The sequence below is a fragment of the Streptomyces sp. NPDC050617 genome (assembly GCF_040654795.1).
Classification (GTDB): Bacteria; Actinomycetota; Actinomycetes; order Streptomycetales; family Streptomycetaceae; genus Streptomyces.
In genome coordinates, this window is the sequence record NZ_JBFAIS010000016.1 from 15,533 (window position 1) to 29,780 (window position 14,248).

The following is a 14,248-nucleotide window of genomic DNA, read 5'->3' on the forward strand; positions in this document are numbered from 1 at the left end:
CCTCACACCAGGGCGGCGGCCTCCTCCTCGGAGAGGGCGCCGCCCTCGGCGTACGCACGCTCGTACGCCTCGTCGCTCAGCGCGGCACGGGCCGCCGCCTCGGCGGCCGCCCGTGCCTCCCGCTCCTCCGAACGGGCGTGGCCGGACGGGCGCAGCGCGTCGAACGCCCCCAGCAGCCGGGCCGCGCGCCGCGCCTCCGCCGCCCGCTCGCGGCCCAGCAGGGCGTGCGCGTGGGCGCCGGTCAGGATCTGCGTGGACGGCAGGTGCGGCGCGATGAGCTGTCCCAGCGGGGTCTGCGCCTTGGACAGCGCCTCGCGCAGCTTCGCCAGCGCGGCCTCGGGCCGGCCCTCCAGGACCTCCAGCCAGCCGTACAGCCCCACGACCATGCCCTGGAACAGGTCGATCGAGTGGTCCTCGAAATCCCGGTACAGCTCGTCGAACTCGGCCCGCGCCTCGCCCGTACGCCCCGAGCGGGCGATCCGCACCGCGAGCTGGAGCCGCGCGAAGGCGCCCGCGTCGCGGTCCACCCGCTGTCCGTCCGCGAGCGTCTCGCGGAGCCGCCGCTCCCCCTCCTCCTCGCTGATGGCCCCGGACTCCATGAGCACCTCGGCGAGCCGGGCCCGGAGCAACGGCACCTGGCCGTACGCGCCCAGCTCCTCGTACCGCTCGACCGCCGCGTGGTAGTCCTCGGCGGCGCGCTCGAACTCGCCGCGCTGCTCGCGCGCCTCGGCCCGGCCGGACAGCGCCTCCGACACCCCCCAGTCGTCGCCGAGCCGCAGGAAGATCTCCAGGCTCTCGTCGGCGTCCCGGGCGGCCTGCTCAGCCCCGTCCCCCTGGTCGTTGAGGAATTTCGAGCGCATCTGCAGGGCGTGGGCCAGCTCCCATTCGTAGCCGAACTCGCGGCAGCTCTCCACGCAGGCGTGGATGACGTCCTTCAGCCGCGGCATGTCGCCGTCGCAGGTGAGCAGCACCGCGAAGATCCAGGAGAAGCCCGGCACCCGGCAGGTCTGCGGCAGGCCGGGGCGGTAGGCGGCGATGATCCCGCGCAACTGCGCCTGCGCCTCCGGCGACGTGGCCGAGTTGAAATTGCTCTCCATGCTGGAGAGCGCGACCAGCCGGACCTCGCGCCGGGCCTCCAGCAGCTGCTCCTCGTCCATGGGCGGCGGCGCGTCGATGCAGCGCGCGGAGAGCGGCGGGGCCGGCGTGACGGGCGCCGCGAAGGGGTCCGGGCCCAGCTCCGCGGCGGCCTGCGCCCAGGTGTAGGCGTCCACCCGGTGGTCGCGCAGCTGCCAGAACCAGCTCAGGGAGAGCACCAGGCAGAGCGCCTCGTGCTCGTCGCCCGCGGCCAGCGCCCGGCGCAGCGCGGTCCGCAGGTTGTCGTGCTCCAGCTCCAGCCGCTCCAGCCAGGCGCGCTGGGCGGGGCCGCGCAGCAACGGGTCGGAGGTGCGGGCCAGTTCGCGGTACGCGACCAGGTGGCGGCGTTCGACGGCGGCGCGCTCCGCCGCCTCGTCGAGCCGTTCCGCGGCGTACTCGCCGACGGTCTCCAGCAGCCGGTAGCGCATCGCGCCGCCGGCGTCGGCCGAGGGGGCGGCGGCGACGAGGGACTTGTCGACGAGGGAGCCGAGGAGGGCGGCGACGTCGCGGGTGGCGACTCCCGTGCCGTCCGCGCCGTCGGCGCAGACGGCCTCGGCCTCCTCCAGCGCGCAGCCGCCCGCGAAGACCGACAGTCTGCGCAGCACGGCGCGCTCGGGCCCGTCCAGGAGGTCCCAGGACCAGTCGACGACGGCGCGCAGGGTCTGCTGGCGCGGCAGTACGGTCCGGCTGCCGCTCGTCAGGAGCCGGAACCGGTCGTCGAGGCGGTCGGCGAGGCCGCGCGGGGTGAGCAGCCGCAGCCGGGCGGCGGCGAGTTCGATGGCGAGCGGCAGGCCGTCGAGGCGGCGGCAGATCTCGGCGCAGGCGTCGGGGTCGTCGTCGGTGGAGAAGCCGGGGCGGGCCGCCGCGCCGCGGTCGGCGAGGAGCCGCAGCGCGACGGGGTCGGGCAGCGGCTCCACGGGCCGCACCAGCTCGCCCGGCACAGCGAGCGGTTCGCGGCTGGTGGCGAGGATGGAGAGGTCCGGGCAGGAGGCGAGCAGGGTCTCCGCGAGCTGGGCGGCGGCGTCGACGACGTGCTCGCAGTTGTCGAGGAGGAGCAGCATCCGGCGCGGCGCGCAGTGCTCGGCGAGCCGGGCGAGCGGGTCGAGGGTGCTCGGGTCGGAGGCGGCGCGCAGCCCCTCGGTGGCGGCGGTGCGCACCACGGTCTCGCGCGCGCCGAGCGCGGTGAGCACGGCTTCGGGGACGGCGGCGGCGTCGGCCGCGTCGTCTAGGGGGGCGAGTTCGGCGAGCCATACGCCGTCGGGCCAGGCCGCCTTGAGGGAGTCGGCGGCCTCCTGGGAGAGCCGGGTCTTGCCCGCGCCGCCGGGTCCGAGCAGCGTGACGAGCCGGTGCGCGCCCAAGTCCGTACGGATCGCTTCGAGGTCGCTCTCGCGGCCGACGAAGGAGGTGCGGCGGGCGCGCAGGTTGCCGGCCGCCGGGGCGGCGGCCGGGCGGCGGGGCGGCTCGGGGGCGGCGGCCGGCGCCAGCAGTTCGGCGTGTACGGCCCGGAGTTCGGCTCCGGGGTCGGCGCCGAGGCGGTCGGCGAGGCCGGTGCGCAGCTCGTCGAAGGCGGTGAGGGCCTCGGCGGTGCGGCCGGCGGCGTGCAGGGCGCGCAGCCGCAGCGCGTGCAGCCGCTCGTCGAGGGGGTGCTCGGCGCACAGCTCCACGAGCTCGGGCAGGGCGGCTTCGGCGCGGCCGAGGGCGAGGTCGGCGGCGAGCCGGGCGCGGCGGGCGTCGAGGCGCTGTGCGTCGCAGCGGGCGGCGGCGGCTCCCGGGTCGGGCAGATCGGCGAGGGCGGGGCCGCGCCAGAGGCGGAGCGCGTCGTCGAGGAGGACCGCGGCCTTGTGGGGGTCGCCGTCGGCGAGCGCGCGGGCCCCTTCGTCCGCGAGCCGCTCGAAGCGGTGCAGGTCGACGTCGTCGGCGTCGGCGCGGAGCCGGTACCCGCCGCCTTCGGGGGACTCGACGGCGTCGTGGCCGAGGGCGCGGCGCAGCCGTCCGACGAGCGCCTGTAGCGCGCCGTGCGCGTCGGCGGGCGGGTCGGCCTCCCAGATCTCGTCGATGAGCGCTTCGGCGGCGCGGGGCCGTCCGGGGCGCAGCGCGAGCGCGGCGAGCAGCGCGCGCAGCCGCGCGCCGCCGAGGGCGACGGCCGTACCGTCGTCGCGTCGAGCCTGGGTGGTACCGAGGATGCCGTAGCGCACCGCCCCATTGTCCTTTACCCGCCCCAGCTCACCAATCAGCGGTCTCCACCCCGACCAGAACCCCGCTTTCGTCTCGGCGGTATCCGACGCCCCGGCGCAACCGCTGCGGACCGTCGACCTCGCGCCGGAACCACTTGGGGCACAGGTCGACCTCCCGGAGCCAGCGTTCCCCGGGCACCGGCGCGAACTCCCGGCTCCCGGTGCGGGGCTCGGCGAAGCCCTGGGTGACGACGTGGATGCGGCGGACCAGGCCGACGGTGGGCGCCACTCCCTGCGGGTACGGCCCGTGGCCCTGGACGGAGAGGCGGCCGGTGACGCGGGCGCGCCGCGGCAGGGGCCACGGCGGTTCGCTCCACAGGGCGGTGAGCGCCCCGGCCCGGATGACGGCCATGCCGCCGCGGGGCTCGGCCGGGCCCTCGACCTCGCTGAGGCAGTCCTGCCACGTCTCGTCGGCGTCTTCCGTCAGCAGCAGCGTCCAGCGCACTTCGGCCCCGACCGGGAAGGGCGTGCCGCAGCACTCCATCTCCCAGTCCGCGTAGAACACCTTCCAGAGCGGCATGGCCCCACTCTCGCCGGACCCGCCGGAACTCGGGAGGTCCGGCGGGGCGTTTTGCGGGTGTCAGCCGGTACGGTCGTACGCCGGTACGTCCCGGAATCACCGGCCAGGCCCAGCGACCCCAGGAGCACCACCTATGGCAAGTACAGCGGCCCGCGGCGACCGGCGGGTGAGTTCCGTCTTCCTCGCGCTCGTCGCGGTCATGGCGGTCTCGGCGTGGGCGGTGTGGACGGGGTTCTCGAAGATGCCCGGCGTCGCCGTGTTCCTGTTCGTCGTCTCGGGCTGGATCGTCTCGCTCTGCCTGCACGAGTACGCGCACGCCCGGACCGCCCTGCACAGCGGGGACATCTCGATCGGCGCGAAGGGCTATCTGACCCTGAACCCGCTGAAGTACACACACGCGATGCTCTCCATCGTGCTGCCGGTGGTCTTCGTGATCCTGGGCGGCATCGGCCTGCCCGGCGGCGCGGTGTTCATCGAGCGGCACCGCATCCGGGGCCGCTGGCGGCACAGTCTGATCTCGGCGGCGGGTCCGCTGACGAACGTGCTGTTCGCGGCGGTGTGCACCGCGCCGTTCTGGCTGGACGCGCTGGACGGCGTGCCGGACGACTTCCGGTACGCGCTCGCGTTCCTGGCGCTGCTCCAGGTGACGGCGGCGATCCTGAACTTCCTGCCGGTGCCGGGGCTCGACGGTTACGGCGTGATCGAGCCATGGCTGTCGTACAAGGTGCGGCGCCAGGTGGAGCCGCTCGCGCCGTTCGGGCTGCTCGCCGTCTTCGCCGTCCTGTGGATCCCCGGGGTGAACTCCGTGTTCTTCGACGCGATCCACGCGCTCATGCGGGCCCTGGGCGTCTCCGAGTGGGACACCTACTGGGGCCGGGAGCTGTTCCAGGTGTGGCGCGGCACGCCGGACATCCCGCCGCTGTCGGAGGCCCCGTACACGACCTTCGGCTGACGTTCCGGCGGGCGGCGGCCGTCAGCCGGCCGCGGCCTGCCGCCGCCGCTCCTCCGCCGCCCGGTCGTTCTTCTGCTTGCGCACGTAGTACCAGGCCATGTTGGAGGAGACGCCCGCCAGCAGGATCCAGACGACGCCGACCCAGCTCCCGCTCGCGAAGGAGACGACGGCCGCGACGACCGCGAGGACGCACACGGCGATGGCATAGAGGGCGAGGCGGGGCATGGGGGTCGGCTCCTGTCCGGGGTGCGATGTTTCCCTGCCAGTGTCCCCCATGCCCGGTACGGGCCCGCCGGGGCGTCCACGACTCTCCACGGACCGGCCCGTCAGAGCGTCCGCGCCCTCCCCCGATCGGCCCGCCTTGCGGGAGAACGTTCATTCTCCTACGCTGGCACACGCCGGGAGAACGAACGTTCTCCGGCGAAGGGAGTCGACCATGAGCGAGACCAGGCCGCCGCTGCCGCCGTTCACCGCGGAGAGCGCCCAGCAGAAGGTGCGCGCCGCCGAGGACGCCTGGAACAGCCAGGACCCCGAGCGGGTCGCCCTCGGCTACACCGAGGACTCGGAGTGGCGCAACCGCGACGTGTTCCTGACCGGCCGCGCCGAGATCGTCGGCTTCCTGCGCGCCAAGTGGCAGCGCGAGCTGGACTACCGGCTCCGCAAGGAGCTGTGGGCCTACACCGACAACCGCATCGCCGTCCGCTTCGAGTACGAGTGGCACGACGAGCAGGGCCAGTGGTACCGCAGCTACGGCAACGAGAACTGGGAGTTCGACGAGCGCGGCCTGATGCGCCGCCGCTACGCCTCCATCAACGACCTCGCCATCTCCGAGGACGAGCGCCGCATCGCGCTCTGAGCCCCCGCGGCGAAAGGCGGGCGGGTGGCGTACGTACGCCACCCGCCCGTAACCCGCTATACGTCCGTCACCCGCAGCCCGGCGTGCGCCTTGTAGCGGCGGTTCACCGAGATCAGGTTCGCGACGAGCGACTCCACCTGGTGGGCGTTGCGCAGCCGGCCCGCGAACACGCCGCGCATGCCGGGGATGCGGGCGGCCAGCGCCTGCACGAGATCCGTGTCGGCCCGCTCCTCGCCCAGCACCATCACATCGGTGTCGATCTCCGCGATCTCCGGGTCCGAGAGCAGGACCGCCGAGAGGTGGTGGAAGGCGGCGGTGACCCGCGACTCCGGGAGCAGGGCGGCGGCCTGCTCGGCGGCGCTGCCCTCCTCGGGGGTCAGCGCGTAGGCGCCCTTCTTGTCGAAACCCAGCGGATTGACGCAGTCGACGACGAGCTTGCCCGTCAGCTCCTCGCGCAGCGACTCAAGGGTCTTGGCGTGGCCGTCCCACGGCACCGCAACGATCACGATGTCGCTGCGCCGCGCGCACTCGGAGTTGTCCGCGCCCTCGACGCCCAGCCCCAGCTCGGAAGCGGCCGCCTGGGCCCGCTCGGCCGCGCGCGAACCGATGATCACCTTCTGTCCGGACTTCGCGAGCCGGTAGGCCAGGCCGCGCCCCTGGTCGCCGGTGCCGCCGAGCACGCCGACGACGAGGCCGGAGACGTCGGGCAGCTCCCACGGGTCCTTGGCGGGCGCCTTCTTCGTGTCATCAGGAGTAGTCATGACAGCGATACTGTCACGCCTTCACGCTGCCCTCGGTGAGCCCCGTTCGCCAGTACCGCTGGCCCACGCCCATCAGCACCATCAGCGGCAGCACGGACAGGAACGCGCCGCCCACCGTGTACTGGTAGAGCTCCGGCTGCCGGTCCGCGTACCCCTGCCAGGAGGTCAGGCCGAGCTGGATCGGATAGAGGTCCGCGTCGGCCAGCATGACCAGCGGCAGGAAGAAGTTGTTCCAGATGTGCACGAACTGGAAGAGGAAGACGGTGATCAGCGCCGGGGTCATCAGCCGCAGCCCGAGCACCGTGAAGATCCGCGCCTCGCCCGCCCCGTCGATCCGGGCCGCCTCCAGGAGCGAGTCGGGCACCGCGGCGGCCGCGTAGATCCGGCAGAGGTAGACGCCGAACGGGCTGACCATGGACGGCAGCAGCACCGCCCAGTACGTGTCGGCCAGGCCGATCTCGCTGAACAGCAGGTACAGCGGCAGGGCCAGCGCGGTGCCCGGGATGAGCACCCCCGCCAGGATCAGGTTGAAGACCGACTCGCGGCCGGGGAAGACGAACTTGGCGAGCGCGTACCCCGCGGCGGCGGACAGGAGCGTCGCCGCCACGGCCCCCACCCCCGCGTACAGCAGGGAGTTGGCGAACCAGGTGACGTACACGCCGCCGTCGTAGGTGAGCACCCGGTGCAGATAGGCGATCGGGTGCGGGTCGGCGAACCAGAAGCCGAAGCTGCCGAAGAGGTCGCCGGTGGACTTGGTGGCGGAGACGACAAGCCAGTAGACGGGGACCAGGAAGTAGACGGCGGCCACCGCCAGCAGGGAGGTGGTGACGATGCGGTACCGCAGCGGTGGTCCGGTCACTTCCCGTCCCTCCCCCGCCGCCCGACGAGCCGCAGGAAGCCGAAGGACAGCACGCACGCCACCAGCGCGAGGAGCACCGCCTCCGCCGCGGCCACATGCTGGTTGTTGCTGGTGAACGCCTCGTTGTAGGCGTGCAGGTTGGGCGTGTAGCCGGAGTCGATGGTGGCCGCCAGCGGGCGCAGCACCATGGGCTCGGCGAACAGCTGGAGGGTGCCGATGATGGAGAACACCGTGGCCAGCACGAGCGCGGGCCGGATCAGCGGCAGCTTGATGTGCCAGGCGATCTGCCCGGCGTGCGCGCCGTCGATGCGCGCGGCCTCGTACAGCTCGATGGGCACCGCCTTCAGCTGGGCGATGAGCACGAGCATGTTGTAGCCGGTGAACTGCCAGGTGACGATGTTGGCGATCGACCACAGGACGCTGTCGCGGGCGAGGAAGTCGATCTGCCAGCCCGCCGAGTGGGCCACCTCGACGAGCGGGCTGATGCCCGGTACGTACAGGAAGCCCCACAGGATCGAGGCGATGACGCCGGGGACGCCGTACGGCAGGAAGAACGCGGTGCGGAAGAAGCCGACCCAGCGGGCGGAGGCGGCGTCGAGCAGCAGCGCCAGGCCGGCCGCGAGGACGATCATCACGGGGATCTGGACGGCCCCGAAGAGCAGGACGCGCCCGAACCCCTCCAGGAAGGCGGGGTCGTCGAGGGCGTGCGTGTAGTTGGCGAGCCCGGCCCACACCTCGTGGGTGGTGCCGCCGAGGCCGAGCGGCCCGGACCGCTTCGGCTTCAGCAGGCTCTGGTAGAGGGCGTAGCCGATGGGCGCGAGGAAGCAGAGCAGGAAGAGGGCGAGGAAGGGCAGCAGGAAGCCGGCCGCGGCGCGGCGGCTGCGGGCCTCGGTGCGGGTGGCGCGCCTCAACCCGCTTCCGCCTTGAGGCCCTTGTCCTTGAGGTCGCCCACGGTCCGCTCCTGCACCTTCTTCAGCACGGACCGGAAGGAGCCGCCCTCGGCGAGCGCGTCGGTGAAGGCGTCGCCGAGCCGCTGATAGAGGGTGTCGGTGGCCGGGCCCCACTGCCAGCTGGTGTCGACGCCCTTGGCGGCGCGCTCGAAGACGCCGGTGTAGTGCTGGCCGCCGAAGAAGTCGCGGCGGGCCTCCAGGTCGGCGGTGCTGTAGCCGCGCTTGGCGCTGGGGAAGCCGTAGCCGCCCTTGATGAGGAGCTTTATGGACGCGGGGTCGGAGTTGAGCCAGACCGCGAAGTCGAGGGCGTCCTTGGGGTACTTGGTGCCGGCGAAGACCGCGGTGGCGGAGCCGCCCCAGTTCGCGTACGCCGCCTCGCCCTTCTTCCACTGCGGCATCGGCGCGACGCGCCATTTTCCGGCGGTGGCCGGGGCGTTGCCGGCGAGCAGCACATCGCCCCAGCTCGCGCCGAGCCAGGAGACGATCTGCCCGGTCTGGATGTCCTTGTACCAGGCGTTCTGCCGGTCGGGGATGGTACGGATCAGCTTCCGCGCGACGAGGCCGCCCCAGAAGTCGGCGACGCGGCGGGTGGCGTCGTCGTCGATGCTCACCGTCCACCGCTCGCCGTCCACCCGGAACCAGCGGGCCCCGGCCTGCCAGGCGAGCCCGGCGAAGCGGTTGCCGTTGGTCGCCGAGAACGTCTCCAGATACGCGCCCTTCCGGCGGACCGCCTTGGCCGCCGTCTCGTACGCGTCCCAGGTGGCGGGCGGTTCGATGTCCCACTTGTCGAGGAGGTCGCGGCGGAGGAAGAGCCCCATGGGCCCGGAGTCCTGCGGAATGGCGTACACGGCGTCGCCGAAGACGGACTGCGCCCACTCCCAGCCGACGAACTTCTCCTTGTGCCGCCGCGCCCCGTACGCGGACAGGTCCAGGAGGCCGTTGTCGAGGAGGAAGCTGGGCACGGTCGCGTACTCGATCTGGCCGAGGTCCGGCGGGTTGCCCGCCTTGATCGCGGCGTGCATCTTCGCGTACTGCGCGCCGCCGACGGCGGAGACCTTCTCGACGTCGACCCGCACCTCCGGGTGGGTGCGGTTCCACAGGTCGACGGGGCCGTCGATGCCGGGCACCCAGGACCAGAAGGTCAGGGTGGCGCGCTCGCCCTTCTTGCGGTCCTGCGGCCGGGCGGGCTTCCCGTCGCCGGAACCGCAGCCGGCGAGCGCGAGGGCGGCGGCCGAGGCCGCCGAGCCCAGCACGGCGCGCCGGCCCACTCCGTCCGGGGTCATGTCAGCTCCTCCACGGGGATCCGCCGGAAGGTGATGGTCGAGTACGCGCTGAAGTCGCCCGTCTCGTAGAGCAGCCCGACGGTGTCGGCGTCGATCCGCACCAGGTCGGAGTAGGCGGCGGGCAGTCCGCTCGCGGTGTGGACGGGGCGCCAGGTCAGGCCGGAGTCGCGGCTGGCCCGTACGGTCATCAGCGCGCGGTGCGCCGGGTCGGCGGGGCCGGAGAAGAGCAGCACGTCGGGGTGGCCCAGGTGCAGGACGCTGCCCTCGACGATGGGCGTGACGAGCCCGGCCTGGGGGCGGAAGGGCTTTTCGAGGGTGGCGCCGCCGTCGCGGGAGACGGCGTCGGCGCGGCGGCCGGGCGAGGCGGCGTCGTTGCGGGTGTTGAAGTAGACGCGCCCGTCGGGGAGTTCGGCGGCGGTCGTCTCGTTCACGTTGACGTAGCCGTCGGGGTTCTCGTCGATGTAGCCGATGCGCCAGGTCGCGCCGTCGTCGTCGCTGTAGACGCAGTGCCCGCTGTTGTAGCGCGGCTCCGCGCCGGAGTCCGCGCCGAGCGGCGGGGTGGTGTGGTTGGCGGGGACCAGCACCCGGCCCGCGTGCTCGCCGTGCGTGAGCCGCAGGGCGTGGCCGGGGGTGGTGGCGTACCAGCGCCAGCCGGGCCGCTTGGTCTGCCCGGTGATCTCGCGCGGCGCGGACCAGGTCAGCCCGTCGTCGTCGCTGTGCTGGAGCCAGACGCGCCGCCCGTCGGCCTCCGACACCTGGCCGCGCAGGATGCGCTGCTCGGTGGCGTCGGCGGCGTTGTGCACCTGCGGCAGGAGGATGCGGCCGCCGGGGAGCGCCACGGGGGCGGGGTTTCCGGCGGTGTCCCTGCCGTTGTCGCTGACGACCGTCAGCGGGCCCCAGGTGCGGCCGCCGTCCCCGGAGCGCCGGAGCACGATGTCGATGTCCCCGGAGTCGGCGGCCGAGGCGCGCCGTCCCTCGGCGAAGGCGAGCACGGTCTCCTGCGCGGAGACCACCACGGCCGGGATCCGGAAGCTCGCGTATCCCTCGCTCCCGGCCCGGAACGGCACGGAGGTCTCGTAAGCCATGCGCAATCCCCCAACAGCCGGACGTAGGACGTCCTTTGTCCTGCGGTGACCATAGGGAGGGGCCGATACCCCGTCAAGGCAACCGGCGGGCCCCGCGGGCCCGTCACCCGGACGTACCCGCGACGGGCGAACGCGGGATGAACGGGGCCGGTCACCGGAGCGACGGCCACTCGTACGAGTGAGAGAGTTCAACCGAAGGGCTCGGGGCGGGAGTCTGCGGCAGGATGCGGGCCCATGGATGCCGTACGGGTCGCGCTGCTGCGCGAAGTTCTCGCCGGGACCGAGTGGCTGCAGTCCACCCGCCGCTTCGCCGGGGCGCTGCGCTCCTCGGTCGGCGCGCACCGCGGCGGGCTGCTGCTCGTGGGCAGCGCCGGGTACGAGCCGTGGCACCTCGCGGCGCACCTCGACGACGAGGCGGCGTGGTCGGGGCTGCCGGAACTGTCCCCCACGCTCGTACGGCACCGGGTGCCGGGCGGGGTGCCGGCCCACCTCTCGGTGGGGCTCGGCCGGCTGGCGGCGGCCCGGCGGGGCGAGACGGTGCTCGTCGTGACGCCGGAGCGGCCGGAGGCCGCGCTGCTGGAGCGGGTGCATGACGCGCGCCGGGGCGGCACGACGATCCTGGCGCTGGACGGCGGCGACGCGGATCTGCGGTCGCTGGCCCACGACGCGCTGGCCGTCCCGGCCACCGACGACGGCACGTCACTGGACCTCGACACGGTCCAGCACCTGGTGAGCGCGGCCGCCGGCGAGAACAGCCTGCCCGCCCCGCACGGCCGCCGCCGCTTCCGCGACCGCCTCTCCCGCCTGGCGGACCAGCTCACGACGCCGCCGCCGGTGCGCTGGTGACGCCGCGCCGGGCGGGGCACGGCGCCCGGCGGTAGCTCGGGAGCGTGCGTGCTGGATCTCGGGGCCCGGCCCGGGTCTTCAGCGCGTTTTCCTTTTCCTTATTTGCCCTTTCCTTGCTCGCCGCGATCTTCCCCGGCCGTCTCCCGGCGTGGTTCCGTCTTCCGGAGGCCGGGGACTGGGGCGGAGTTCTCCGAGGTCAGGGGGGTTCCGACGGTTTCCGGACGAAAGGTGCTACCGATGTGTGACTGCGGGTCTCCCGGCGAGGAGAACTCCGGGCAGGTACAGGAGACGGGAGAGGGCGCGCCGGGCCGGGCCGAGCGGCGCCGCTGGGGCCGGCGTGAGGTGCTGCGGACCTCGGCCCTCGGCGGCGGCGTACTCGGCGCGGCGCTGGCCTCGCCGCCGGCCCTGGCGGCGCCTGCCGTCGGCGGCGCGTCCGACGCCCGCGCCGCGCACAGCGGTCCGGCCGCCCGGCGACGCGGCCTGGAGCTGGTCCTGCTGGGCACCGGGGCCGGTCCGCTGATCGATACGCAACGGGCCGGCACGTCGTCGGCGCTGATCGTGGACGGCCGCGTCTACCTCGTGGACGCGGGGCTGGGCGCCGCCCGGCAGTTCGGCCTGGCCGGGCTGGACCGCTCCGCGCTGCGGCACATGTTCATCACCCATCTCCACTCCGACCACCTGATGTCGTACTACGACTTCTTCCTGACCGCGGCGGACGCGCGTGATCCGGTCACCGTGCACGGTCCGGGGTCGGCGGGCGCACTTCCGTTCGAGGAGAGGGGCTCCACGCCGGGCACCGTCGCTCCGCGGAATCCGACGCCCGGCCTGAAGCAGCACACCGAGGACTGCCACGCCGCCTTCGCCTACAGCACCAACGTCTTCATGCGCGACATAGCCCTCGCGGACCCGCGGGACCTGGCGGACGTGCACGAGATCGGCCTTCCCGACGTCGGCGCGACCGCGCACGACCCGGCGCCGCGCACCCGCCCGTTCCCGGTCATGGAGGACGACCGCGTCAAGGTCACCGCGACCCTCGTCCCGCACGGCCCGCTCTTCCCGTCCCTCGCGTTCCGCTTCGACACCGAACACGGCTCGGTCACCTTCTCCGGCGACACCCGCCCCACCCCCAACCTGGTCGAACTCGCCCGTGACACGGACCTGTTGGTACACGAGGCGATGGGCGACTCGTCGATGGAGGGGTCGGACATCCTGGCCCGGCACATGCGGCGCTCGCACACGGCGCTCTCCCAGGTCGGCGGGGTCGCCCAACGGATCGGGGCCCGTCGGCTCGTCCTGTCCCACATCGGGGAGAAGCACGACCGGCCGATCGACGCCGCGCGGTGGACCCGCACCGTCAAGCGCACCTACGACGGGCCGGTGACCACCGGCCAGGACCTGATGCGGTTCACCGTCTCGGCGAAGAGCTGACCGGCGCGGCGACGGCCCCGCGCGGAGGACCGGGCGGGGCGGGGGGGGAACGGGCGGGGCCGGCGCCCCTTACGCTCCCCGGCCGCCGCCCGTCCCCTGGCCGGGGCCGTCGGAGGCGTCGTCAGGGGCGTCGTCGTTCCAGCGGGGGTCGTTCTGCCATGCGCGGTTGCGGTCGGCGGCCGTCTCCATGGCGTGGGCGGCCTGCTCGCGCGTGGCGTACGGGCCCATGCGGTCCGCCGCCCGGCACTCCGGCCCCTCTTCGACCTTGCCGTGCTGGAGGCAGTAGTACCACTCCCCCGGCTTGCCGGCCGCGCGTCTCCTGAACAGCGCCATCGACCGCTCCTCCCGTAAAGCCCCCGCCGGACACTCTTGCCCCCATGCTGCCCGATGCGCCCTGGATACACTCGCTGGCATGTCTGGCCAGTCAACTCTTGTCCCGGGGACGCTCTCCCCCGCCCGCCCCGTCCCGGCGTCGATCCCGCGCCCCGAGTACGTCGGGAAGAAGGCCCCCACCCCCTACACCGGCCCCGAAGTGCAGGACGCCGAGACGATCGAGCGGATGCGGATCGCGGGCCGCATCGCCGCCCGCGCGATGGAGGAGGCCGCGAAGCACATCGCGCCCGGCGTGACCACGGACGAGCTGGACCGGGTCGCGCACGAGTACATGTGCGACCACGGCGCGTACCCGTCCACGCTCGGCTACCGCGGCTACCCGAAGTCGCTGTGCTCCTCGGTGAACGAGGTCATCTGCCACGGCATCCCCGACTCGACGGTGCTGCGCGACGGCGACATCGTCAATCTGGACGTCACGGCCTTCATCGGCGGCGTGCACGGCGACAACAACGCCACCTATCTCTGCGGCGACGTCGACGACGAGTCGCGGCTGCTCGTGGAGCGCACCCGCGAGTCCCTGAACCGCGCGATCAAGGCGGTCAAGCCGGGCCGCCAGATCAACATCATCGGCCGGGTCATCGAGTCGTACGCGAAGCGGTTCGGCTACGGGGTGGTCCGCGACTTCACGGGCCACGGCATCAACACGTCCTTCCACTCCGGCCTGATCGTGCCGCACTACGACAGCCCGCACCACGCCACCGACATCAAGCCGGGGATGACCTTCACCATCGAGCCGATGCTGACGCTCGGCACGTACGAGTACGACATGTGGGAGGACGGCTGGACGGTCGTCACGAAGGACCGGAAGCGGACGGCGCAGTTCGAGCACACCCTCGTCGTCACGGAGACGGGAGCCGAGATTCTCACGCTTCCCTGACGCGCGACGGGGTACGTTTTTACCGACAAGGCGTCGGGAACAGGTTGACTTAGGTAAGCCTAAGTAGAGA

At 73.3% G+C, this 14,248-nt stretch carries 14 protein-coding genes; 5 read left to right on the forward strand and 9 right to left on the reverse strand.

The genetic code is table 11. The features are described from left to right. Positions 1–2: 2 nt before the first annotated feature. Together AB0I49_RS21610 and AB0I49_RS21615 are read right to left on the reverse strand one after the other, a co-directional pair. Positions 3–3,329: a BTAD domain-containing putative transcriptional regulator gene (locus AB0I49_RS21610; protein ID WP_363228641.1), complete on the reverse strand. Its 3,327-nt coding sequence runs from the start codon at positions 3,327–3,329 to the stop codon at positions 3–5. 28 nt (positions 3,330–3,357) lie between these two features. After that, positions 3,358–3,888: a DUF6578 domain-containing protein gene (locus AB0I49_RS21615; protein WP_363228642.1), complete on the reverse strand. Its 531-nt coding sequence runs from the start codon at positions 3,886–3,888 to the stop codon at positions 3,358–3,360. Positions 3,889–4,021: 133 nt separating this feature from the next. Here AB0I49_RS21615 and AB0I49_RS21620 point away from each other — a divergent pair, with 133 nt between their 5' ends. Continuing rightward, positions 4,022–4,840: a site-2 protease family protein gene (locus AB0I49_RS21620; RefSeq protein ID WP_363228643.1), complete on the forward strand. Its 819-nt coding sequence runs from the start codon at positions 4,022–4,024 to the stop codon at positions 4,838–4,840. Between the two features lie 21 nt (positions 4,841–4,861). Here the strand turns inward: AB0I49_RS21620 and AB0I49_RS21625 are convergent, their stop codons facing one another. After that, positions 4,862–5,116 (reverse strand): hypothetical protein, encoded by a 255-nt coding sequence (locus AB0I49_RS21625; RefSeq protein WP_363228644.1) that lies wholly within the window; start codon positions 5,114–5,116, stop codon positions 4,862–4,864. A gap of 160 nt (positions 5,117–5,276) precedes the next feature. On the opposite strand from AB0I49_RS21625, the gene AB0I49_RS21630 reads away from it, so the two are divergent. Then, on the forward strand, positions 5,277–5,696 hold the full coding sequence (locus tag AB0I49_RS21630) for a nuclear transport factor 2 family protein (protein WP_363228645.1): 420 nt from the start codon (positions 5,277–5,279) through the stop codon (positions 5,694–5,696). Between the two features lie 56 nt (positions 5,697–5,752). Here the strand turns inward: AB0I49_RS21630 and npdG are convergent, their stop codons facing one another. Genes npdG through AB0I49_RS21655 form a run of 5 tightly spaced genes read right to left on the reverse strand, consistent with a single transcriptional unit; the run spans position 5,753 to position 10,634 of the window. Next, a complete protein-coding gene (gene npdG / locus AB0I49_RS21635; RefSeq protein WP_363228646.1) occupies positions 5,753–6,457 on the reverse strand; it encodes an NADPH-dependent F420 reductase in 705 nt (234 codons plus the stop codon). Between the two features lie 13 nt (positions 6,458–6,470). Beyond that, complete coding sequence (locus AB0I49_RS21640) at positions 6,471–7,316, reverse strand: carbohydrate ABC transporter permease (RefSeq protein ID WP_363228647.1); 846 nt, start codon at positions 7,314–7,316, stop codon at positions 6,471–6,473. After that, the gene (locus AB0I49_RS21645; RefSeq protein ID WP_363228648.1) at positions 7,313–8,227 is read right to left on the reverse strand and encodes a sugar ABC transporter permease; all 915 of its coding nucleotides are present in this window, start codon (positions 8,225–8,227) and stop codon (positions 7,313–7,315) included. The genes AB0I49_RS21640 and AB0I49_RS21645 overlap by 4 nt, the downstream gene beginning before the upstream one ends. Continuing rightward, positions 8,224–9,549, reverse strand: coding sequence for a sugar ABC transporter substrate-binding protein (locus AB0I49_RS21650; RefSeq protein WP_363228649.1), 1,326 nt, complete (start codon positions 9,547–9,549; stop codon positions 8,224–8,226). The genes AB0I49_RS21645 and AB0I49_RS21650 overlap by 4 nt, the downstream gene beginning before the upstream one ends. Next, entirely contained in the window at positions 9,546–10,634 is a 1,089-nt protein-coding gene (locus AB0I49_RS21655; RefSeq protein ID WP_363228650.1) for a sialidase family protein, read from the reverse strand. Before AB0I49_RS21655 ends, AB0I49_RS21650 begins: the two co-directional genes overlap by 4 nt. A gap of 234 nt (positions 10,635–10,868) precedes the next feature. On the opposite strand from AB0I49_RS21655, the gene AB0I49_RS21660 reads away from it, so the two are divergent. Together AB0I49_RS21660 and AB0I49_RS21665 are read left to right on the forward strand one after the other, a co-directional pair. Continuing rightward, on the forward strand, positions 10,869–11,480 hold the full coding sequence (locus AB0I49_RS21660) for a hypothetical protein (RefSeq protein ID WP_363228651.1): 612 nt from the start codon (positions 10,869–10,871) through the stop codon (positions 11,478–11,480). A 237-nt stretch (positions 11,481–11,717) separates the two neighbouring features. Next, the gene (locus AB0I49_RS21665; RefSeq protein ID WP_363228652.1) at positions 11,718–12,908 is read left to right on the forward strand and encodes an MBL fold metallo-hydrolase; all 1,191 of its coding nucleotides are present in this window, start codon (positions 11,718–11,720) and stop codon (positions 12,906–12,908) included. A gap of 69 nt (positions 12,909–12,977) precedes the next feature. Here AB0I49_RS21665 and AB0I49_RS21670 read toward each other — a convergent pair whose 3' ends face one another. Further along, a complete protein-coding gene (locus AB0I49_RS21670; protein WP_363228653.1) occupies positions 12,978–13,241 on the reverse strand; it encodes a hypothetical protein in 264 nt (87 codons plus the stop codon). A gap of 79 nt (positions 13,242–13,320) precedes the next feature. On the opposite strand from AB0I49_RS21670, the gene map reads away from it, so the two are divergent. Next, entirely contained in the window at positions 13,321–14,178 is an 858-nt protein-coding gene (gene map / locus AB0I49_RS21675) for a type I methionyl aminopeptidase (protein ID WP_363228654.1), read from the forward strand. The last annotated feature ends 70 nt before the right edge of the window (positions 14,179–14,248 follow it).